Origin of the sequence: Enterobacter sp. LM3, assembly GCF_046622475.1 — a bacterium.
Lineage (GTDB): Bacteria > Pseudomonadota > Gammaproteobacteria > Enterobacterales > Enterobacteriaceae > Enterobacter > Enterobacter cloacae_P.
Window position 1 is genome coordinate 67,196 of record NZ_JBJURN010000008.1, and the last position, 21,515, is coordinate 88,710.

At 53.1% G+C, this 21,515-nt stretch carries 18 protein-coding genes; 15 read left to right on the plus strand and 3 right to left on the minus strand.

From position 1 onward, the window contains the following. Positions 1-61: 61 nt before the first annotated feature. The 13 genes from ACJ9N4_RS11235 (at position 62) to dsbG (ending at position 14,083) form a co-directional block, all read left to right on the plus strand. Entirely contained in the window at positions 62-811 is a 750-nt protein-coding gene (locus ACJ9N4_RS11235) for an SDR family NAD(P)-dependent oxidoreductase (protein WP_411500488.1), read from the plus strand. A gap of 69 nt (positions 812-880) precedes the next feature. Then, on the plus strand, positions 881-1,786 hold the full coding sequence (locus ACJ9N4_RS11240) for an aminoimidazole riboside kinase (RefSeq protein WP_395122682.1): 906 nt from the start codon (positions 881-883) through the stop codon (positions 1,784-1,786). A 172-nt stretch (positions 1,787-1,958) separates the two neighbouring features. Then, a complete protein-coding gene (locus ACJ9N4_RS11245; protein WP_411500489.1) occupies positions 1,959-3,476 on the plus strand; it encodes a carbohydrate porin in 1,518 nt (505 codons plus the stop codon). Between the two features lie 67 nt (positions 3,477-3,543). Next, positions 3,544-4,914: a sucrose-specific PTS transporter subunit IIBC gene (locus ACJ9N4_RS11250; RefSeq protein ID WP_182271462.1), complete on the plus strand. Its 1,371-nt coding sequence runs from the start codon at positions 3,544-3,546 to the stop codon at positions 4,912-4,914. Next, positions 4,914-6,320, plus strand: a complete 1,407-nt coding sequence (locus ACJ9N4_RS11255) for a sucrose-6-phosphate hydrolase (protein WP_411500490.1) — start codon at positions 4,914-4,916, stop codon at positions 6,318-6,320. The genes ACJ9N4_RS11250 and ACJ9N4_RS11255 overlap by 1 nt, the downstream gene beginning before the upstream one ends. 28 nt (positions 6,321-6,348) lie before the next feature. Beyond that, positions 6,349-7,365 (plus strand): LacI family DNA-binding transcriptional regulator, encoded by a 1,017-nt coding sequence (locus tag ACJ9N4_RS11260; protein WP_182271460.1) that lies wholly within the window; start codon positions 6,349-6,351, stop codon positions 7,363-7,365. Positions 7,366-7,462: 97 nt separating this feature from the next. Further along, complete coding sequence (locus ACJ9N4_RS11265; RefSeq protein WP_411500491.1) at positions 7,463-9,013, plus strand: methyl-accepting chemotaxis protein; 1,551 nt, start codon at positions 7,463-7,465, stop codon at positions 9,011-9,013. Between the two features lie 131 nt (positions 9,014-9,144). After that, complete coding sequence (locus ACJ9N4_RS11270) at positions 9,145-9,558, plus strand: hypothetical protein (protein ID WP_182271458.1); 414 nt, start codon at positions 9,145-9,147, stop codon at positions 9,556-9,558. Between the two features lie 5 nt (positions 9,559-9,563). Then, positions 9,564-10,124: an RNA polymerase sigma factor gene (locus tag ACJ9N4_RS11275; protein WP_182274514.1), complete on the plus strand. Its 561-nt coding sequence runs from the start codon at positions 9,564-9,566 to the stop codon at positions 10,122-10,124. 99 nt (positions 10,125-10,223) lie between these two features. Next, the gene (locus ACJ9N4_RS11280) at positions 10,224-10,595 is read left to right on the plus strand and encodes a hypothetical protein (RefSeq protein ID WP_182271457.1); all 372 of its coding nucleotides are present in this window, start codon (positions 10,224-10,226) and stop codon (positions 10,593-10,595) included. A 47-nt stretch (positions 10,596-10,642) separates the two neighbouring features. Further along, entirely contained in the window at positions 10,643-12,664 is a 2,022-nt protein-coding gene (locus ACJ9N4_RS11285) for a protein-disulfide reductase DsbD family protein (RefSeq protein WP_411500492.1), read from the plus strand. Between the two features lie 7 nt (positions 12,665-12,671). After that, positions 12,672-13,283: a DsbA family protein gene (locus tag ACJ9N4_RS11290; RefSeq protein ID WP_182918418.1), complete on the plus strand. Its 612-nt coding sequence runs from the start codon at positions 12,672-12,674 to the stop codon at positions 13,281-13,283. A 41-nt stretch (positions 13,284-13,324) separates the two neighbouring features. Further along, the gene (dsbG, locus tag ACJ9N4_RS11295) at positions 13,325-14,083 is read left to right on the plus strand and encodes a thiol:disulfide interchange protein DsbG (RefSeq protein WP_182918417.1); all 759 of its coding nucleotides are present in this window, start codon (positions 13,325-13,327) and stop codon (positions 14,081-14,083) included. A gap of 44 nt (positions 14,084-14,127) precedes the next feature. Here the strand turns inward: dsbG and ACJ9N4_RS11300 are convergent, their stop codons facing one another. Together ACJ9N4_RS11300 and ACJ9N4_RS11305 are read right to left on the minus strand one after the other, a co-directional pair. After that, on the minus strand, positions 14,128-15,420 hold the full coding sequence (locus ACJ9N4_RS11300; protein ID WP_182271453.1) for a glycoside hydrolase family 10 protein: 1,293 nt from the start codon (positions 15,418-15,420) through the stop codon (positions 14,128-14,130). A gap of 7 nt (positions 15,421-15,427) precedes the next feature. After that, complete coding sequence (locus ACJ9N4_RS11305) at positions 15,428-15,715, minus strand: VF530 family DNA-binding protein (protein ID WP_182271452.1); 288 nt, start codon at positions 15,713-15,715, stop codon at positions 15,428-15,430. Between the two features lie 234 nt (positions 15,716-15,949). On the opposite strand from ACJ9N4_RS11305, the gene ACJ9N4_RS11310 reads away from it, so the two are divergent. Further along, the gene (locus tag ACJ9N4_RS11310) at positions 15,950-17,560 is read left to right on the plus strand and encodes a mechanosensitive ion channel family protein (RefSeq protein ID WP_411500493.1); all 1,611 of its coding nucleotides are present in this window, start codon (positions 15,950-15,952) and stop codon (positions 17,558-17,560) included. A 697-nt stretch (positions 17,561-18,257) separates the two neighbouring features. On the opposite strand, the gene ACJ9N4_RS11315 is transcribed toward ACJ9N4_RS11310, so the two are convergent. After that, on the minus strand, positions 18,258-18,947 hold the full coding sequence (locus ACJ9N4_RS11315; RefSeq protein ID WP_411500494.1) for a VIT1/CCC1 transporter family protein: 690 nt from the start codon (positions 18,945-18,947) through the stop codon (positions 18,258-18,260). Between the two features lie 181 nt (positions 18,948-19,128). Between ACJ9N4_RS11315 and ACJ9N4_RS11320 the strand changes: the two genes are divergently transcribed. Then, positions 19,129-21,426: a heavy metal translocating P-type ATPase gene (locus ACJ9N4_RS11320; RefSeq protein ID WP_182271425.1), complete on the plus strand. Its 2,298-nt coding sequence runs from the start codon at positions 19,129-19,131 to the stop codon at positions 21,424-21,426. The last annotated feature ends 89 nt before the right edge of the window (positions 21,427-21,515 follow it).

The following is a 21,515-nucleotide window of genomic DNA, read 5'->3' on the forward strand; positions in this document are numbered from 1 at the left end:
GACGCCTTTCGCTCAATCCCCATCATGAGCTGAAGGGGAATATGAATATCAGGAGGCATATATGGGTAAGCTGGACGGGAAAGTTGCAGTAATAACTGGCGGCAGTGACGGTATCGGGCTTGCAACGGCTCAGCTGTTTAGTCAGGAAGGGGCGACAGTGGTGATCACTGGCCGGGATCAGTCCAGACTGGATTCAGCAGGTCTGCATTCTGGCGGTAAGATTGACAGGGTACGCAGTGATATTTCTGTTATGGCGGACATAGAGCACCTCTGTACCCATGTCAAAACGCACTATGGTCACGTTGACATCCTTTTCGCCAATGCTGGCGGTGGCCGACCGGGGCTGTTTACGCAAATTACCGAAGAAGACTTTGATTTTACGGTCACCACGAACTTTAAAGGCACCTTTTTTACAGTGCAAAAACTTATCCCCCTTATGAACCGGGGGAGTTCTGTCATTCTGACCACGTCGACGCTGAATCAGCAAGGCCAGCCGTATGTCAGCGTCTATTCGGCAACAAAAGCCGCCATTCGCTCATTAGCCAGATCGCTTGCGGCAGAACTTTCTGATTCTGGCATTCGTATTAACGCACTCTCACCGGGTCTTATTGATACTGACCAGGCCAGAAAAGTGGGTATGAGTGAAGAAATGATCGAACAATCGAATGCACATTTGCATACCCTGATACCAATGCATCGCAGTGGCACTGCGGATGAAATTGCCAGGGGCGCTCTTTTCCTGGCATCCGGAGATTCCTCATACATTACCGGGTCAGAACTGTGCGTTGACGGGGGATGGGCCCAGGTTTAGGTTTCCCCTTTGTGACACCTGTGCTTAAATAGCTAAAACGGTTTAATATAGTTTAGCTGAGAGGATGACATGGAAAAAATCTGGGTGCTTGGGGATGCGGTTGTGGATCTCCTGCCGGATGGTGAGGGCAAACTGCTGCAATGCCCCGGTGGCGCACCGGCAAACGTGGCGGTTGGCGTCGCCCGGTTAGGCGGAAAAAGCGCCTTTATCGGCAGAGTGGGTGACGATCCTTTTGGCCGCTTTATGCAGAAAACGTTAGCGGATGAACAGGTTGATGTGCAGTGGATGCGCCGCGATCCTGCACACCGCACCTCGACAGTGGTGGTTGACCTGGACGAACAGGGGGAACGCTCGTTTACGTTTATGGTGCGACCGAGCGCAGATCTGTTCCTGGCACCCGATGATATCCCACCATTTCAGGCCGGAGAGTGGCTGCATGTCTGCTCGATTGCCCTCAGCGCTGAACCCAGCCGTTCCGCGACACTCAAGGCGATGGCAGCCATCAGACAGGCGGGCGGTTTTGTCAGTTTCGACCCCAATATTCGCCCCGATCTCTGGCAGGACGATGATGAATTGCGCCACTGCCTTGAACAGGCACTGCTCAGCGCCGATGTGGTGAAACTCTCCGTCGAAGAACTTCAGTTTTTAACCGGAGATACGCGGGTGGAAGACGGGCTACTCGCGCTGATGCGTCACTGTCCGGCCAGCCTGGTGCTGGTGACACAGGGGAAAGAGGGGGTGCTTGCCTGGCACCAGGGCACGGTGACTCACTATCCGGTTACACCGGTGGAGTGCGTTGATACCACCGGCGCAGGTGATGCTTTCGTGGCAGGGCTTCTCTACGGTCTGGCCTCGTCCGGAGCCGCCGCCAGTGGTGCTCTTGCCCTGATCATAGGTTTAGCTCAGCGCTGCGGCGCACTTGCCACAACGGCCAAAGGGGCGATGACCGCTCTGCCATACCACCACGAACTGTAATTTCCCCCCACAGGCCGCCATCCGGTGGCCTGAATTGTTGCCTTGATCACACTTACTAAATCGGTTTAGCAAAAAACATTGCCGATCCAAAATTCAGCGGTTTAGTATCAGCAACCTAAACCGGTTTAGCAATTTAGCAAATATAAAAATCTTCCTTTAGGGATGCGCCAAAATGTATAAAAAACGCAAACTTGCCGTGATAATTGGCATGCTGGCCGGTAGTACCTCTGTTTTTGCCCAAACGGATATGACCTCAATCGAATCTCGTCTTGCCGCGCTCGAACAACGTCTTCAGGATGCGGAAAACCGCGCCCAGGTCGCTGAGAAACGCGCCACGGCCGCGGAACAAAAAACGCAACAGCTGGTGGCTGCTCAGCAGCAAGCGCAAACCACCACGCAGGAGGTGGCTCAACGTACCACCGTGCTGGAAAAGAAAGCCGACCAGAGCAGCGGGTTTGAGTTTCATGGTTATGCCCGTTCCGGTCTGCTGATGAACGATGCGGCATCGAGCAGCAAAAGCGGACCTTACCTGACTCCCGCCGGGGAAACCGGTGGCGCGGTTGGCCGCCTGGGGAACGAAGCGGATACTTACGTTGAGCTGAATGTGGAGCACAAACAAACGCTGGACAACGGTGCAACAACGCGCTTTAAGGCGATGCTGGCGGATGGCCAGAAAAACTATAACGACTGGACTGCCGATACCAGCGACCTCAATATTCGCCAGGCCTTTGCCGAGCTGGGCAATCTGCCTGATTTTACCGGTGCGCTGAAGGGCAGTACCTTCTGGGCGGGTAAACGTTTTGACCGCGATAACTTTGATATCCACTGGCTGGATTCCGACGTGGTATTCCTTGCCGGTACCGGTGGTGGTGTGTATGACGTGAAGTGGAACGATACGCTGCGCAGTAACTTCTCCATCTACGGGCGCAACTTCGGCAGCGAAGAGCAGATCGACAATAACGTTCGGAACTATATCCTCAGCATGAATCATTTCGCCGGGCCGTTCCAGCTGATGGTTAGCGGCTTGCGGGCAAAAGATAACAACGATCGTAAAGACAGCAATGGCGATTTCATTAAAACCGACGCGGCGAATAATGGTGTTCATGCCCTGGTGGGTCTGCACAATGACAGTTTCTACGGTCTGCGTGAAGGCGTAGCCAAAACCGCGCTGCTGTATGGTCATGGGCTGGGTGCGGAAGTGAAAAGCATTGGCTCTGATGGTGCGTTACTGTCTGACGCCAATACCTGGCGCTTTGCAAGTTACGGTGTCACGCCTCTGGGGGGAGGATGGCACATTGCGCCTGCGGTACTGGCTCAAAGCAGTAAAGATCGCTATGTCAAAGGTGACAGCTATGAATGGGTCACCCTTAACACCCGCCTGATTAAAGAGGTCACGCAGAATTTCGCCCTGGCGTTTGAGGGGAGCTATCAGTACATGGATTTAAACCCGGAAGGTTACAAAGATCGCAATGCGGTCAACGGAAGCTTCTACAAGCTGACTTTCGCTCCGACGTTAAAAGCGGGCAAGATTGGCGATTTCTTCAGCCGTCCGGAGTTGCGCCTGTTCGCCACCTGGATGGACTGGAGCAGCAAACTGGATAACTACGCCAGCAGTGATGCCTTTGGCAGCAGCGGTTTCAACGCTGGCGGGGAATGGAACTTTGGGGTTCAGATGGAAACCTGGTTTTAACCCTTCACGCTCCCGCACGGCGGGAGCGTTTCATACATCATAAAAATGAAGTCAGGCAGAGGTATCTATGGATTTTGACAATATCGCCCGTGAGCTTATTCCGCTGCTCGGCGGCAAAGAGAACATCGCCAGTGCGGCGCACTGCGCTACGCGTCTGCGTCTGGTGCTGGTCGACGATGCACTTGCCGATCAGCAGGCTATCGGTAAGGTTGAAGGGGTTAAGGGTTGTTTTCGTAACGCCGGTCAGATGCAGGTCATATTTGGCACCGGGGTGGTCAACAAGGTTTACGCGGCCTTTATTCAGGCGGCAGGGATCGGCGAGTCCAGCAAGTCCGAAGCGGCAGATTTGGCCGCGCGTAAGCTGAATCCGTTCCAGCGCGTTGCGCGTTTGCTCTCTAACATCTTTGTGCCGATCATTCCTGCGATTGTGGCGTCCGGTTTGCTGATGGGCCTGCTCGGGATGGTGAAAACCTACGGCTGGGTCAATGCGGATAACGCGATCTACATCATGCTGGATATGTGTAGCTCTGCGGCGTTTATCATTCTGCCAATCCTGATTGGTTTTACCGCCGCGCGTGAATTTGGGGGTAACCCCTATTTAGGAGCCACGCTGGGCGGTATTTTGACCCACCCGGCGCTGACGAATGCCTGGGGTGTGGCGTCTGGCTTCCATACCATGAACTTCTTCGGCCTTGAGATCGCCATGATTGGCTACCAGGGCACGGTATTCCCGGTGCTGCTGGCCGTCTGGTTTATGAGTATTGTTGAGAAACAGCTGCGCCGCGTGATCCCGGATGCATTAGACCTGATCCTGACGCCGTTCCTCACCGTCATTATCTCCGGCTTTATTGCCTTGCTGATTATCGGCCCGGCAGGGCGTGCGTTGGGTGACGGGATCTCCTTTATCCTGAGTACCTTAATTTCCCATGCGGGCTGGCTGGCAGGGTTGTTATTTGGTGGGCTCTACTCAGTGATTGTGATCACCGGTATTCACCACAGCTTCCACGCCATCGAAGCCGGTTTGCTGGGTAATCCGTCAATTGGTGTCAACTTCCTGCTGCCAATCTGGGCAATGGCGAACGTGGCGCAGGGCGGCGCGTGCCTGGCGGTGTGGTTCAAAACCAAAGATGCAAAAATCAAAGCCATTACCTTACCGTCGGCGTTCTCTGCCATGCTGGGGATTACTGAGGCGGCCATATTCGGTATCAACCTGCGCTTTGTGAAGCCGTTTATTGCGGCGTTGATTGGCGGTGCAGTGGGCGGTGCCTGGGTGGTATCGGTGCATGTTTATATGACGGCCGTTGGGTTGACCGCGATCCCGGGAATGGCGATAGTGCAGGCAAGCTCGCTGCTTAACTATATCATCGGCATGGTTATTGCCTTTGGCGTAGCGTTTACCGTCTCCCTGCTGCTGAAATATAAAACGGACTCTGAATAATGACGTTACCTTCTCGCTGGCCTGCCGTGCTGCAGGCCGTCATGAAAGGCCTGCCGCGCGCACTGGCTGACCGCCATTATCCCCAGTGGCACCCGGCACCCGTGACAGGGTTGATGAACGATCCGAACGGTTTTATCTGGTTTGCCGGGCGTTATCACCTGTTTTACCAGTGGAACCCGCTGAATTGCGATCACCGCTATAAATGCTGGGGACACTGGAGTTCTGAGGATCTGGTGCGCTGGCAGCATGAGCCGATGGCGCTAATGCCCGATGAAGAATATGACCGCAACGGGTGTTACTCCGGCAGCGCCGTGGATAACAACGGTGTGCTGACGCTGTGCTATACCGGCAACGTCAAATTTGATGACGGAAGCCGCACCGCCTGGCAGTGTCTGGCTGAACCAAATGAAGACGGAAGTTTTACCAAACGAGGCCCGGTGCTGCCGTTGCCGGAAGGCTATACCGGACACGTACGCGACCCGAAAGTCTGGCAACATGACGGGCAGTGGTACATGGTGCTCGGCGCACAGGATCTGGAAAAACGCGGCAAAGTGTTGCTGTTTACCTCTGCCGATTTGCACAACTGGCAGCCCTGCGGAGAGATCGCCGGTCATGGCATCAACGGTCTCGCTGATGCCGGATACATGTGGGAATGCCCGGATCTGTTTGCCCTCGACGGGACTCACGTTCTGATCTGCTGCCCGCAAGGGCTGACTCGTGAATCGCATCGCTATCTCAACACCTATCCGGCAACCTGGATGAGCGGGGCGTTTGACTATGAACGCGCCGCGTTTGAGCACGGTGATTTACACGAGCTGGATGCCGGTTTTGAATTTTATGCCCCACAAACGGCGCTTGCCGCAGACGGACGGCGGGTGCTGATTGGCTGGATGGGCGTACCGGACGGCGAAGAGATGTTGCAACCAACGCGCGCCCACGGCTGGATCCACCAGATGACCTGCCCACGTGAGCTGCGCTACCAGGATGGCAAACTGTGGCAAACCCCGGTTCGCGAACTGGAACAACTGCGTGAGGATGAGCATCACTGGCAGGGTGTTGCCAGCAATGCGCCGGTACTGGATGCAACACGTCTTGAATTCTGGCTAACCGCGTCATGCGTTGATGTGGATTTTGCCGGGGCGTTGCGGCTTAGGGTTGATGACAACGGGTTACGCCTGGAACGTGCCAGCCTGCAAAACGGTGAAATATTGACCCGCTACTGGCGGGGTGAGGTTCGCCATTTGCGCGTTCTGTGCGATCGCTCCAGCGTCGAAATTTTCATCAATCACGGTGAAGGCGTGATGAGCAGCCGCTATTTTCCTGACCATCCGGCGCAGGTGCGCTTCGAAGGTGCGTCCGACATCACATTACGGTACTGGTCGCTGCGCAGCTGCATGATAGAATAGTGGTTTTGGCAGCCGGATCTAAGTCGTTGTGAGAAAAACAAAACGCGTCACCATAAAAGACATCGCGGAGCTGGCGGGGGTATCAAAAGCCACCGCCAGTCTGGTACTGAATGGTCGCAGCAAAGAGCTTCGCGTGGCTGAAGAGACGCGTGAACGCGTGCTGGCGATTGCAAAAGAGCATCACTATCAGCCCAGCATTCACGCCCGTTCGCTGCGTGATAACCGCAGTCATACCATTGGTCTGGTGGTTCCGGAGATCACCAACTACGGTTTTGCCGTGTTTTCTCACGAACTGGAGACGCTGTGCCGCGAGGCTGGCGTCCAGTTGCTGATCTCCTGTAGTGATGAAAACCCAGGGCAGGAGACGGTGGTGGTCAATAACATGGTGGCACGCCAGGTCGACGGGTTGATTGTCGCCTCCAGCATGCTCAGTGATGCGGACTACCAGAAACTGAGCGAGCAGTTACCCGTCGTTCTCTTTGACCGCCATATGAACGACAGTTCGCTACCGCTGGTGATCACCGATTCCATTCCCCCAACGGCCGAACTGGTGGCCGACCTTGCGCGGCAGCATCCTGATGAGATCTATTTCCTCGGTGGGCAGCCACGGCTTTCCCCCACGCGCGACCGTCTTGAAGGGTTTAAGCAAGGGCTGCGTGATGCCAACGTCGAGCTTCGCCCGGAGTGGATCATTCACGGTAATTACCACCCCAGTTCCGGCTACGAAATGTTCGCCGAACTGTGCGCGCGCTTGGGGCGTCCGCCAAAAGCGCTGTTCACTGCCGCCTGTGGTTTGCTTGAAGGTGTGCTTCGCTACATGGGCCAGCACAACCTGCTGCAAAGTGATATGCGGCTGGCCAGCTTTGACGATCACTATCTCTATGATTCCCTCACCATTCCTATCGATACTGTCCGTCAGGACAACCGTCAACTGGCCTGGCACTGCTTTGATTTGATTGGCAAACTGATCGAAGGAGAAACGCCGGAACCACTGCAGCGGAAGTTGAGCGCGACGCTACAGCGACGTTATAAAACGACAGCGTAAAAGATGACCGGCTGGCTGGATACTTCAATAACTTTAATTAATTAAAGCTCTGGATCAGCCGATAACCATAGGGAATATATTCCCTGAGGTACTGTCTATGTCGTTGAAAAAATCTTCCCTGATTATTTTGTTCTCCTTACTGTTCTTCTTTGTTGCGAGCACCATCACCAGCGTTGGGCTCATCATTAAAAGTAATAATTCACTGGATAATGTGAATAAAGAAATTCAGGTTGTCCTGTCTATTATTGACCCCATCAACCATAGCCGTACGCTGCGCGTCCGGGTGATGGAGTATGTGAAGATGGTGGAGGCGGGGGATTCAACGGATCAGCCCGCGAAACTGGCGGCGGTTAAAGAGGCACTGACAAAAGCGGATCACGCCTTTGCCGCCTTTATGGCCGCACCGCGCCTGGCGGATGAAGCACCGCTGGTAAGTGCCTATGAAGAGGCCTGGAAAACGTATCGCAATCAGGGTCTGGAGCCGTTAATCAACGCGGCGCAAGCCCATGATGTGGCGCAATTCAATACGCTCATTTCACAGGTTTCTCAGCTGGATCGGAAGTATGAAATTGTGCTCGACCAGGTGCTGACCGTTCATCAGAAATATGCCAAGAGCCTGAATGAAGATGCGAGCAGCAACTTCGTTTCGGGTCTGGCTATTATCGCGGGCTTTGCCTTCCTGTTTGTGGTGGTGATCATCGCGGTCAGCCTGCTGATGAAGCGCTTTGTTTTTGCCCCGGTGAACCTGGCACGCGAGCACTGTAGCCAGATAGCGGCGGGTAAACTGAACATTGCTGTACCCGTTAAGGGGAATTCCGGTAATGAAATTGATCACCTGATGGGGTCAATGGAGCAGATGCGCCTGGCACTGCTTTCTACCATTGCGCAGGTGCGTGACGCGAGCCACACGGTGACGCATGCCGCACAAGAGATTGCCTCCGGGAATATCGACCTGGCTTCACGTACGGAACAGCAGGCTTCTGCGTTAACCCAGACGGCGGCCAGTATGGAAGAGCTGAGCGCGACCGTTGCCAATAACACCGACAACGTACACCAGGCTGGAAAACTGGTTCAGGACGCGGTGAAAAATGCGCACACCGGAGAAGCCGTGACCCGCGAAGTCATTGAAACGATGAATACCATCGCGGGGAACTCGAAGCGCATTGAGGATATCACCAGCGTCATTAACAGCATTGCTTTCCAGACTAACATTCTGGCACTGAACGCCGCGGTTGAAGCGGCTCGCGCAGGTACGCAAGGGCGCGGATTTGCGGTCGTCGCCAGTGAAGTCCGTACGCTGGCACAGAAAAGTGCCGTTGCAGCGAAGGATATCGAAAATCTTATTGCCCAGTCGGTTGTCAGCGTGAAAAGCGGCACTGAGCTGGTCAATCGCTCCGGAGAGGTGATTGACGCGATTATTGCTTCAGTGAATAAAGTGAATACGCTGATGGAGCAAATTTCAGTGGCATCTGAAGAACAAAGCCGCGGGATTGACCAGGTCGGACAGGCCGTCACGGAGATGGACGGGGTAACGCAACAGAACGCCGCACTGGTGCAGGAGTCTGCTGCGGCGGCGGCTTCGCTTGAGGAACAGGCTCAGCATCTGACGCAGAGTATTTCGAGCTTTAGCTTGCCTGCGCACGCGTGATCGGAGGGGGGGAGCGATCCCCCCATTTTTCCCACTCTTCATTATATTTTCATTTCCTCAGCAATATTTTCCCTGCTCATTCGTCTACCTCATCACAAGCCATAATCAGTTACTGTAAATGAGGAAAGACAATGAGAGATTTCGACATGCGTGGAAGAGGTCACGGACGGGGATTTGGCCGTCATCATATGGGCAAGGGCTTAGTGATTGGCGCGGTGATATTTGTGGCGCTGGGTTTGCTGGTCATGACCCTGTGGAACGCATTACTCCCGGCCATTCTGGGTGTGAAGGCCATTGGTTTCTGGCAGGCGCTGGGGATTCTGGTGCTGAGCCGAATTCTGTTCGGCGGTCTGGGTTTCCGCCCGGGGATGTTCGGTGCGCATCGCCGGATGCACGAACGCTGGATGAACATGACACCCGAACAGCGTGAAGCGTTTATCCAGCAACGCCGGGAAGGGTTTGGTCGCCACGGGCATTGCGGCTGGCGTGGCCACTGTGATGATAAACGGGATGAGCACGCCCCGAAAACACCGGAAGCAGAGTGAGCGAGATGAAAGCCGGGGTGGCGGGTGAATCTTTGCTGATGTCGGCGCTTAATGCCTGCCGCTCCCGGCTGAAAGCCTTTATTCGCGGACGAACTTCCGTGCGCGATGATGCCGACGATATTCTGCAGGAAGTGACATATCAGCTCATGAAGGTGGAACAGCCGGTAGAGAACGTTGCTGCCTGGCTGTTTCGCGCGGCCCGTAATGAAATGACTGACCGGGCGCGGAAAAAGCATGAGGTCTCGCTCTCCGGCTACTTCACCGCGGATGGCGAAGCGGGAGCCCCGGAAGATGAGTTAGCGGAAACCCTGTTCGGTGTTCCGCAAACCCCGGAAGAGGAATACCTGAAAACGCTGCTATGGGAAGAGCTGGGGCAAGCACTGTCTGAGCTTCCAGCGCTTCAGCGTGAGGTCTTTGAGAAAACGGAACTTCAGGGCTACAGCATAAAAATGCTGGCAGACGAGACGGGGGCCAGCGAACAGGCACTGTTGTCACGTAAGCACAAGGCCGTGCTTTATCTCCGTGCCCGATTACGGGATGTCTATGAAGCATTGACCGGTGATTGATGCCAGACAATAAGCGGGCAGACAAAACCTTACAATGTCGAGCCTTGTAGATTCATTTCTATCGTTTATGATCGGGGCATCTCATTATTTTGGAATGTTATGCGCAACCGTCAGCTTCTGGGTAAATGGCTTTTGATAATCACGTGCCTGGCGATGGCAATCTGCCTGGTTCAGCGTGCGGTTTATCTTAACCACTTTTTACAGGGGCTGAACCCGCAGACGGTTCTGGTTGTCGATGCTCCGGCTCAAAGCGCTGATGCTGAGCAGTCAGGTCCATCCCCCTGCCAGTTAGGTGCGCATTCCCTTCTTTGTGCCCAGCCACTGTTCTTCGATGGCGCACTACCGGCCATCATTCTCTTCTTCGCATTGCTGCAACTGTTTTCCCAGGTGCGGGCATTTGTTGACAGAGCCCAGCCTGTTCAGGCTCCTCCACCACGAATACACCTCAAAAACTGCGTTTTCCGTGAATGAAAAACATCGTCATCACACGATAATTTTCACTATTCACGGAGTAAAACATGTTTAACATCTTCAGGGGATTTATCCTCCTGTTGCTGTCCTGCACTGGCATGGCCAACGCAGCAGACACAGGCTGGCTGACCTCCCCACAAAACGATCACGCCCGGATCCGCTTCCAGGCAGAAAAGGGCCAGGATCGTATCTTAGGCTTGCTCACCGTAGAGCTGCAGTCCGGCTGGAAAACCTACTGGCGCTCGCCGGGCGAGGGTGGCGTCGCCCCACAAATCCACTGGCCAAAAGAGGTGCGGGATACGTGGTACTGGCCTGTCCCTTCACGCTTTGATATCTCTGGTCTCACTACCCAGGGTTATCACGACAAGGTGATTATCCCGATGGTCATCACCGGGACAGATGCCGATACGCTGAATGGCACTCTCACGCTCTCAACGTGTAGTAATGTCTGCCTGTTGACGGACTACACGCTGCGTCTGGATTTCAACACCCCGGTAGATGAGGCTTTTCAACGCGCTTTCGACAGTGCAATGCGCGCCATCCCGGGGGATTCGGGAATATCCTCAAACCTGTCTGCCTGGCTGTCTGACGGTAATCTGGTGATAACGGGAACCACGGACGGGGAGTGGAAAAAACCAGCGATCTACTTCGACCCGCTGGAGGGCGATGTTCTTCCTGGCGATCCGGCTATCAGGCACGACGGTAATCAACTGCACGTGACGGTGCCGGTGACCGATGAATGGGGTGATAAGCCCGCCACGCTTAAGGGGAAAGCGCTCTCTTTTGTACTGACCAATGGCGATAACGCGCAACAAACCGTGATTACCGTCGGGGACGAGCCTCCGGGCCAGACGACAGCGGTTGGGCTGAGTAAAATGCTGGCCTTCGCGCTGCTCGGCGGGCTGATACTAAACCTGATGCCCTGCGTACTACCGGTGATGGGCATGAAGCTCAGCAGTGTACTGAATGCCGGTTCGGATAAGCGGAAAATCAGATTACGCTTCCTGGCAACCAGTGCCGGTATTCTGACCTCCTTTGTGCTGCTGGCCGTGATGGTTTCCGCCCTTAAATTAACCGGAGCCTCGCTGGGATGGGGCATTCAGTTCCAGAGCCCGTGGTTTATCGGCCTGATGGTGGCGGTGACATTCCTTTTTGCGCTCAATCTGTTCGGGGTCTTTGAAATGTTGCTGCCTTCTGCGGCGATGGGGCGGCTGGCCACAACGGGGGGCGCGGGGCTTACCGGCAGTTTCTGTGAAGGTATGTTTGCCACTCTGCTCGCGACACCGTGTTCTGCACCGTTTCTCGGTACGGCAGTGGCGTTTGCGCTGGGCGCACCGTTACAGGAACTGTGGCTTATTTTTCTGACGCTCGGCCTGGGAATGAGTTTACCGTGGCTGTTTGTTGCGTTGATCCCTGAAACGGCCATGCTGCTTCCCAAACCGGGACGCTGGATGAATACGCTGAAGATCGTTCTCGGTCTTATGATGCTGGTATCCAGTCTCTGGCTGGTGACGCTACTCAATCTGCATCTGGGAGAAGCGCTCAGCCACATCATTATGTTGATACTGATTGTCATCGCGATCGTAGCATACGCCATAGCAGGGCAAAGAACCTCGCCACTGTTCTGGTTCGTGGTGATCGCGTTGTCTGTTTTAGGGGGTTATCAGTTGCGCGGGTTGCTGACCACACCGGTACCCGGCACGCAAACTGAGGTTCAGGCGATCCCGTGGCAACCGTTAAGCGAGGAGGCTATCCAGAATGCTGTTGCGCAGGGGAAACGCGTCTTCGTGGATATCTCTGCCGACTGGTGTGTCACCTGTAAGGTCAATGAGCATCGGGTATTGAATCAGCCTGAAGTCATCGCGGCACTCAGCCAGCCGGATGTGGTTGCGCTACGTGGAGACTGGAGTAAGCCATCGACGGCGATCGCGGATTTCCTCGGAAAACGCAATCGCTACGCCATTCCGTTTAATGAGGTCTATGGCCCCGGCCTGGCTGATGGAGAAATTTTCTCTCCATTGCTTGATAAAAACACCGTTCTGACGACCCTGGACAACGCTAAAGGTTAAATGTGCTATGAAGAAAATCATGATTACGCTGATGTTCCTCTTTGTGTCTACTCAGATGGTGGCCGCAGAGGTACAGACACCGGAACAGGAACAACGCGCCCAGAAGATCGTTTACGATTTCCTGTTTAACGATCCCAATTCACCGCGTATTGGGGCTAAAAATCCAAAGTTAACGCTGGTGGTGTTCACGGACTACAACTGCCCGTACTGTAAAAAATTCGATCCTTATCTTGAGAGGATCGTCGAGAAATATCCGGATGTGGCGGTGGTCTTTAAGTTTCTGCCTTACCGGTCAGAAAGTTCGGTGACCTCTGCACGTGACGCCCTGACCGTCTGGCGTTCACATCCTGAACAATTTATGAAATTTAACGATATCCTGATGGCAAAAAAGGGATACCACGATGATGCCAGTATTCAGGAGGCCAAAAAGCGGGCGGGGGTCAGTGTGACAACGCCTGATGCCGAGAGCCTGATGACGATCAAACGCAGCCTGCTCATTGCCGAAAAACTGGGTATTCAGGGAACGCCGGCAACGCTGATTGGCGAGGGGCTGCTTCCCGGCTGGGTTCCTTTTGAACAGTTCGATGAAATGGTCAGTGACGCGCTGAAAAAAAGTTGAATTGAGGGGGCGGCTAGCCCCCGATTATCCCGGAGAGGACAATGAAAAAATTACTGTTAATTTCGCTGCTGGTGACGTCAGGGCTGGCTCAAGCCGCTGAGGCCATTCCTGATGTTGTGAAGACGTTCAGTGAACAGCAAAACATTAAGATCATTAAGAAAATCGATGCGCCAGGTGGAGCGCCCGCCTGGCTTGGGCAATATCAGGACATGGGCGTTACGCTCTTTTTAACACCGGATGGAAAGCATGTAATTTCAGGCTATCTGTATGATGAAAAAGGTAAAAACCTTAGCGATGCGTATTTCCAGAAAGAGATCTACGCGCCGCTGGGGCGGGAAATGTGGAAACAGCTCAATGCAGCGCATCCGCTGAAAGAGGGGGCGGATACAGCACCGCGTAAAGTGTTCGTCTTTGCCGATCCATTCTGTCCGTATTGCAAGGCCTTTTGGGCCGAGGCGCAGCCGTGGGTGAAGGCGGGTAAGGTTCAGTTAAATACGCTGCTGGTGGCGTTTCTTAATCCCAACAGTGGCCGTAACGCCTCCGCGATCCTGAATGCAAAAGATCCGGTTTCTGCCTGGAGAGAGTACGAGCTTTCTGGCGGGAAAACATTGCCTAAACCTGCGGGCGGAGCCTCACGTGAGAACGTGGCTGTGTTACAGCAGCACCAACAGTTAATGGACAGTCTGGGCGCAAATGCCACCCCGGCAATTTATTATCTGAATGCACAAAACGAGCTTCAGCAGGTGGTGGGCATGCCAGATGAGAAGCAACTCGAGGAAATGTTTGGGCCTAAACCATAATAAAGGCAGGCAGAAGCAGGGGCTTCTGCCTGATTTTTAATGCGTTAACTTCCCCAGCGATCTCTGAGATAGCTAACCGCGTCCTGAGTCTGGGGCTGGTTAAGATAATCTTCCCGGAACAGGATAGTACCGTTTACGCCGGGCAGGGAGTCATTCAGGTCGAGCTGTTTTTTCAACTCCGGCACACCGCCATTCACCATCCAGTCCGGCTCATTTTTGGACGGTTCACCCACTTTATAGAACGCAATGCCGATATAAAGACGGGTATGGGTTGGTTTTACCACATCAGCCCACCATCTGGTCAGCACGTCATAACGCGCGGCGCTGCGGGAGAAAGGCCAGTAAATTTGTGGCGCAATGTAATCCAGCAGTCCCTGTTGTACCCACTGACGTGTATCGGCATAGGATTCATCATACGCAGCGGCTCCTCGCGTATCTGAGCCTGCCGGGTCAAAAGAGCGGTTACGCCATACGCCAGCCGGGCTGACACCAAACTCAACATCAGGCTTCAGCTGTTTGATAGCACTGGAAACCTGCACAATCAGCTGTTGTGTATTGTGCCGACGCCAGTCCGCTTTAGAGGCGAATCCCTGGCCATAGTGTTTAAACGTTTGAGTATCGTTCAGGGTTGAACCTGGCGTTTCGGAATAGAAATAGTCGTCAAACTGCACGCCGTCTATCGGGTATTGCTTAACAACCTCGCTGACAATCTGGGTTATCCAGTCACGCACTTCCGGAATGCCCGGGTCGAGGACAAAACGATCGCCAGAAATACGCACCCACTCCGGGTGCTGCACATAGACACTGGAAGGGTGCAATGACGATGTCCGGTTCAGCTCCGCAATGGTTGACGGCCGGGTGTTGGTCGATACCCGGTAGGGATTAAACCAGGCGTGCACTTTCATGCCGCGCTTGTGCGCTTCATCCAGCATAAACTGCAGCGGATCGTAACCCGGATATTCGCCGATGTTACCCGTCAGCATATCTGACCAGGGCAAAATTTTTGATGACCAGAGCGCTGTACTGTCAGGTTTCACCTGGAAAAACACGGTGTTGATACCGAGGCTTTTCAGTTTATCGAGTTTGTCTTTCAGCGCCTGTTTTTGCTGGCTGATACGGAGTTCAGCACTGCTGGCATTCACTGATGTGACCGGCGGCCAGTCAAGACGGGAGACGGTTGCCAGCCAGATCCCACGCATCGGTTCATTTGTCTGCCGGGAAGGTTGATTCACCGACGGGGGCGGAGTGACGAGAGACTTTGGTGGTTTTGAGGTGCAACTAGCAAGTAAAAGTGCGCAGCCAACAAACGCACCTATCCGTTTTACGTGTAGCGACATTTACGTATTAGCTCTTTGTGATTCGACTATGAGTCCAGGGATTAAAGTCGGGAACATCCGGTTCTTCGGTGGTGTTATCACTGAGAGAATCAAGATACAGCGCTTCAACTTCCGCACGCGCCCAGGGCGTTCGGCGCAGAAATTTTAAACTCGATTTAACGCTGGGATCGTTTCTGAAACAGTTAATTTTGATACGGTTGCCCAACTCGCTCCAGCCATATCGTGCAACCAGGGCATTTACCTGCATTTCCAGCGTTACGCCATGCAAAGGATCTTTAGAAATATGTGCAGTCATAGGCGTCCGGTTGTCTCATTTTTCGTGGAGTTAGGTTGAACGATGAAAGGGTACAAGAAAGGTGGAAAAGGGGCAATCATTGTCCTGACTGGCGGGTAATTGCCGCACAGTGACTCAGCTCCGTTTGTGAGTGATATTGCAGAAGTAAAAGGCTGGTCTATTCTAAATAACAGAACTTCGCTTATCTCGTGATCGTTGAAAAGTCACAATAATTTTGCGTTTCAGGCGGTGGAAATGAACAAAATCCAGCTCGCTTTATTGTCGTGTTTGCTGTCAGTATTATCATTTATCACGGTTGCCGCAGAACCACGCCTGGAGCCGACTGAACAGGAGCGGGCCCGAACGGTTTATATCTTCCACCAACCTGTTGTTATGCTTCAGGCGAAATTTGGCCTCACAACGCCAGAAGAACGCGTATTACGCATTCGCAATACGCTGCGACATTTCACTGAGCAGGATGTACGCGAACCGCTGAAAATTATACCGGTCACTCGTTACAACCAGCCGGGTCGCTTGATTGTCATGAACGGCAAGCCTGTTATGTTGCTTACACAAGCAGACCTTGATGAAGGTGACGATCTTACGCTTGATCAGGCCGCCCAGCGTGTGTTGACGCGTCTGGAGGCTCAACGAACGGCACTTCACGAGCAATATAATAGCGGCTGGATTGCGTTATCCGCCGTGAAAACTATCGCGGGTTTTCTGGCACTGGCTCTTTTCTGGTACGGTGCCTGGCGTTCCTGGCGCTGGGTGCGACGTTTTTACCGTCACCGCATTCTGGAAAGCCGCAGCATAATTCCTCAACGTTGGCGTAAGTTTGTTGGCGCGATTGAGACCCGGTTGTATGCCCTGTTAATGTTTTTGTCCGGTGCCCTGGGGTTATATCTCTGGTTGCGCTGGGCATTCAGTTTGTTCCCCTGGACGCGCGTCTGGGGGACATCATTGGGCGACTGGGCAGTGCGCGTTTTACGAGATATTGCGTTTTCTATTGCCTCTGCGCTGCCGGGGCTCATGATTGTCTTGATTATTTTCCTTATTACCGCGTTTATACTTAAACTCCTTAAAATCTTGTTAAATCAAGTAGAAGTAGGGGGATTGCAGCTTCCAGGTATCCATCCCGAAACCGTAGGTGCCACTCGCAAGCTGATTTCTGTCGGCGTGTGGTTGTTTGCCTTATCTGCGGCATATCCGTTTTTGCCGGGTGCAAATTCACTGGCTTTTAAAGGTATCAGCGTATTCTTTGGCCTGATGCTGACGTTGGGGTCAGCAGGGGTGATGAACCATGCCATGAGCGGGCTGGTGTTAATCTACTCCCGCGCGTTACGAAAAGGGGACGTAATACGGGTCGCGGATAATGAAGGTCTGGTCACGGAGATTGGCATGCTTGCGACCAAAATCCTCACACGGGAAAACTATATTGTTACGGTACCCAATGCTGTCGTCGTCAGCGGCAAAATAACCAACCTTAGCGCACAGGAACCTGATGCGGGGATCAATCTGACAGTTGGTGTGACCATTGGCTATGACACGCCCTGGCGGCAAGTTCACGCGATGCTGGAAATGGCCGCCAGACGGGCAAAATGCATCGACCATTCCCAACCACCTCTGGTGCGGCAGCTGGAGTTGATGGACTGGTACATCGCTTATGAACTTCAGGTTAAGCTGATACCCGGGCAAGCGCTCGCCGAGGCTCGTAATGAATTGCACGGCCTTATTCAGGACGTCTTTAACGAGTTTAATGTGCAAATTATGTCGCCAAACTTTGTGATGCAGCCTGAAGGGACGGTAATCGTGGCTGAAGAAAACTGGTACGCAGCACCGGCTGGACAACCAGAACAGAAGTGATATCCGTTGCGTCCAAAAAATCAGGACAACTGACCCCAGAGCCGTTTTTTGTGTGCGTGCGCTACGTGAATTCTTTTAGTCGCTGGCAGGTTAAACTTGCACCCGATTTCACACAGCGCACAAAGGGCAGAGAAGCGGTAGCGATGTAGCAAGGTTTGAAGCATGGTATTTTCACACCGTTTGATGTCTGATTCAATTTAACATAATATACATTATGCGCACTAACATAGATTCAGGTGAAATCTGGTGTTTTGTGGTCGTAGTTGATGACCTCTGAAAGTCCTTTTCCAGCGCTGATACCATCACACTTGCCATCAGATAATCAGGCTGACCACCTGACAACTGTTTTTCCAGTTTTCCAGGCATCGCGTTCACGGCGTGCATGCTCCAGTTACACAGGAAATTCACCTGCACTTTGCTGAGGCATGTCCACTCCTGGTTCATAGTGGATCTGATAACGTTGCTTTAGTCCGCACCGTGCCAGGAATTCCTCTTATTTTTGTGCGCACTCGGTTTCCGACGGATCTCTGTCATCCTGACAGGCATATCCCGAAATTCCTTATCCTGCTTTATTATCATTTCGTTGGGTAAAGATGCTCGCTCATTACTCCATTCATCAACGATATATAACAGGAAAAGCTCCGGCTTAACGGAACGGCTCTTCCCTACTATTATTTCTGAGAATTAAAACGGCATTTTAAAGCAGCGCTTGTCCGGCAAGATGGCCAACCCCCATCGACAAAGCCATTGCCATAGTACTCCAGAACGTAATTCTGACGATCGCCCTTACAGGAGAGGCTTTGCTTACAACCGAAGATATATAACCAAGTGCAGCCAGCGAACAAAGAGTGGACAGAATAATAAACCAAGAAACCAGCGTTGGTGGTGATAACCAGGCAACGAATAAAGGCAACACCGCGCCGGCAGAAAAACTCAGTGCTGAAAAGAGAGCTGCCTGTAGAGGCCGCGCAGAATTCGTACCTGTCAACCCGAGCTCTTCCCGGGCATGAGCATCCAGTGCATCCTTCACCATTAACTGCTCTGCAACCTGGTGAGCAAGTACCGGCTCCACTCCACGTTGTATATACAATGACGTAAGCTCCCGCACCTCTCCCTGATAATCTGCTTCCAGTTCCTTTTGTTCCTGTGCCAGAGCTGCGTTTTCTGTATCCGCCTGTGATGAAACTGAAACATATTCCCCTGTCGCCATCGACATCGCCCCCGCAACCAGGCCGGCAACCCCCGCCAGTAAAACACCTGAGGGACCGGTATTTGCCGACGCGACGCCAAGGACAAGGCTCGCTGTCGACACAATACCGTCATTTGCCCCCAGCACGGCAGCCCTTAACCATCCAACGCTTTCAATACTGTGTCGTTCAAGATGCATGTTCCTGTTTTCCTGTTACGTTCGCTTTGTTGGTAGATATGTGAATAAGATAACGTTCATCGTTTAAATTAAAAGATACATGTCTGTTTATTCAGGAGACAATACCAAACCAGATAACGGTTAATGGTTCATATGATCCACTTTTAACCGCCCCAGGCGCATAATACTGGAGGAAAAAACCATGAAAAACAGCCGGTTCTTACTCGATATTATGCTGCTAATTTTCCCCCTACTGGCGTTGACGCTATACATCGTCAATCAGGATACTACGTGGGGACAGAATACCTCCGTTATATTAATCATTTCGACTATCCCTTCTTTACTTTTGTTAACTTATGAAGTGGTTAAGTCATTATTAAGTCATAAGTTTGGGGTAGATTTACTCGCCATTCTTTCAATGTCCGGGGCTCTGTGGATGGATGAACCGGCCACTGCGGCCGTGATTGCCGCCATGACGGCTTCAGGCCGATTTTTAGAAAACTACGCCCGGGGTCGCGCAGAACGTGAAATGGTCGCGCTACTTTCCAGGGTACCCCGTTTTGCCAACCGACTGACTGAGAATGGCATCCAGGTTATTCCCGTTGAATCCATTCAACCTGGTTACTTGCTTCTGGTTAAGCTGGGGGAAACCATTCCAGTAGATGGCCCGTTGGTGAGTGTGAGCGCAGTGCTGAACGAATCCTCTATTACCGGGGAATCGTTGCCGGTCACCAGACAAACCGGTGAATTACTGTTAAGTGGTACAATTAATGCCGGTGACGCACTGAAAATGCACGCTGCCCGTGCCGCTAAAGACAGCACACTTCAGGGTATCATCAGCGTGGTTGAACAAGCAGGCCAGGCACGTGCGCCCGCGGTCAGACTCGCTGATCGTTATGCTGCCTGGTTCATCCCTTTCACCCTTGGCGTTGCCTGGCTGGCCGGGATGGTGAGCCATGATCCATTACGCGCACTGGCCGTTCTGGTTGTTGCAACGCCTTGTCCCCTCCTCCTGGCGGTGCCGGTGGCACTGGTATCCGGTATTTCTCGTTGCGCAAAGCGGGGAATTTTGATCAAAGGCAGCTCTGCGCTGGAACAACTTGCCCGGGCTGATTATTTGTTTTTTGACAAGACCGGCACTCTGACTGGCGGTATGGCAAAACTGATGTCGATTCACAGTTTCTCCCCCCAGTTCACACAACCTGATTTGCTCAAACTGGCAGCCAGCATGGACCAGCTTTCCTGCCATGTTATTGCCAGTGCTATTTTGCAGGCTGCACAAGAGCAAGGACTTGGATCATTACCGATGCCAGAGTCAGTACAGGAAGTGGCTGGGGCCGGGTTAACGGGAAAGGTGAACGGACAACAGGTATGTATTGGGACACTGGATTTTGTCCTGAGCCAGTCACACGCGGGCAACTGGCTGGAGTCTGCCCGCCAGCGCCTGTTAATTGAGAACTCGACGGTAGTTGCGATTGCAGTTAATTCGGAACTGGTCGGCTGGTTGTTATTTTCTGATCAGTTGCGACTTGAAACCCCCCGGGCTTTGCGCATGTTGCGCAAATCAGGCGTTCACGAGATCGTCATGCTGACAGGTGACAAGCAGGAGGTGGCGGAAAGTATTGGCACCGGCCTCGGTGTAGATCAGGTACTGGCAGAATTGACTCCTGAAATGAAACTGAAGTACGTCTCAAAAGCGTCATCCGCTCACTGCACGATGATGGTTGGTGATGGGGTGAATGATGCCCCTGCTCTGGCGGCTGCGGATGTCGGTGTTGCAATGGGGGCAAGAGGTACGGCTGCCGCAGCAGAAAGTGCAGATGTCGTGCTACTGACAGACCGTTTAGACCGGCTGGCTGAGGCCAAAGTCATCGCCAGGCTGTCAATTCGTATTGCCAGACAAAGTGTCTGGCTCGGTATGGGGCTGTGCTGTGTTGCTATGGTCTTTGCCGCGCTGGGTCTGCTTCTCCCCTTTGAAGGTGCCCTCTTGCAGGAGTTCATTGATCTGCTTGCCATTATGTCGGCATTACGGGTTCTTGCGAGTGGGATAACTCGCCCGGCGGACAGGACAATGAGTGCAGAGCAGGTTGCTGCATTGCGCAATGAACACCACAGGTTGCAGCCATTACTCCAGCGTTTGACCGAGGTTGCAACACTGTTACCCCAGGCAAGTCCGGAAGAACGACGAACGCTCATGAAGACACTCCATGATCAACTGACCCAGGATATACTTGCTCATGAGCAGCAGGATGAACAGGGACTGTACCCCACCATGACGTTGATGCTGGCCGGTGATGACCCGCTGGCTGCGATGAGCAGAAGTCACCAGGAGATTTATCTGCTTGTCAGAAAACTGGGCCAGTTGAGCATCCTTCTACAAAGCACAGACGGCTCTCCTGGTACTGTTCAGGATATTCAGCAGTGTCTTTATGGCCTTGAAGCAATTCTGAGATTGCATTTTGCTCAGGAAGAAGAATTATTTAGCGGTCTTCAGAATTAGCCTCCCCCACTTCCGATGCGGTACAACGCTGACCGAAAGGCATGGAATTGTCGGTAATGCCCACTATATTTATATATTCGAATTATCGT

Coding starts and splice junctions, on each gene's coding strand:
- dsbG (WP_182918417.1), top strand. CDS start 13,325: ATGAAAAAATTACTGTTAATTTCGCTGCTGGTGACGTCAGGGCTGGCT.
- ACJ9N4_RS11320 (WP_182271425.1), top strand. CDS start 19,129: ATGAAAAACAGCCGGTTCTTACTCGATATTATGCTGCTAATTTTCCCC.
- ACJ9N4_RS11280 (WP_182271457.1), top strand. CDS start 10,224: ATGCGCAACCGTCAGCTTCTGGGTAAATGGCTTTTGATAATCACGTGC.
- ACJ9N4_RS11240 (WP_395122682.1), top strand. CDS start 881: ATGGAAAAAATCTGGGTGCTTGGGGATGCGGTTGTGGATCTCCTGCCG.
- ACJ9N4_RS11305 (WP_182271452.1), bottom strand. CDS start 15,715: ATGACTGCACATATTTCTAAAGATCCTTTGCATGGCGTAACGCTGGAA.
- ACJ9N4_RS11285 (WP_411500492.1), top strand. CDS start 10,643: ATGTTTAACATCTTCAGGGGATTTATCCTCCTGTTGCTGTCCTGCACT.
- ACJ9N4_RS11275 (WP_182274514.1), top strand. CDS start 9,564: ATGAAAGCCGGGGTGGCGGGTGAATCTTTGCTGATGTCGGCGCTTAAT.
- ACJ9N4_RS11310 (WP_411500493.1), top strand. CDS start 15,950: ATGAACAAAATCCAGCTCGCTTTATTGTCGTGTTTGCTGTCAGTATTA.
- ACJ9N4_RS11270 (WP_182271458.1), top strand. CDS start 9,145: ATGAGAGATTTCGACATGCGTGGAAGAGGTCACGGACGGGGATTTGGC.
- ACJ9N4_RS11235 (WP_411500488.1), top strand. CDS start 62: ATGGGTAAGCTGGACGGGAAAGTTGCAGTAATAACTGGCGGCAGTGAC.
- ACJ9N4_RS11250 (WP_182271462.1), top strand. CDS start 3,544: ATGGATTTTGACAATATCGCCCGTGAGCTTATTCCGCTGCTCGGCGGC.
- ACJ9N4_RS11245 (WP_411500489.1), top strand. CDS start 1,959: ATGTATAAAAAACGCAAACTTGCCGTGATAATTGGCATGCTGGCCGGT.
- ACJ9N4_RS11315 (WP_411500494.1), bottom strand. CDS start 18,947: ATGCATCTTGAACGACACAGTATTGAAAGCGTTGGATGGTTAAGGGCT.
- ACJ9N4_RS11265 (WP_411500491.1), top strand. CDS start 7,463: ATGTCGTTGAAAAAATCTTCCCTGATTATTTTGTTCTCCTTACTGTTC.
- ACJ9N4_RS11300 (WP_182271453.1), bottom strand. CDS start 15,420: ATGTCGCTACACGTAAAACGGATAGGTGCGTTTGTTGGCTGCGCACTT.
- ACJ9N4_RS11290 (WP_182918418.1), top strand. CDS start 12,672: ATGAAGAAAATCATGATTACGCTGATGTTCCTCTTTGTGTCTACTCAG.
- ACJ9N4_RS11255 (WP_411500490.1), top strand. CDS start 4,914: ATGACGTTACCTTCTCGCTGGCCTGCCGTGCTGCAGGCCGTCATGAAA.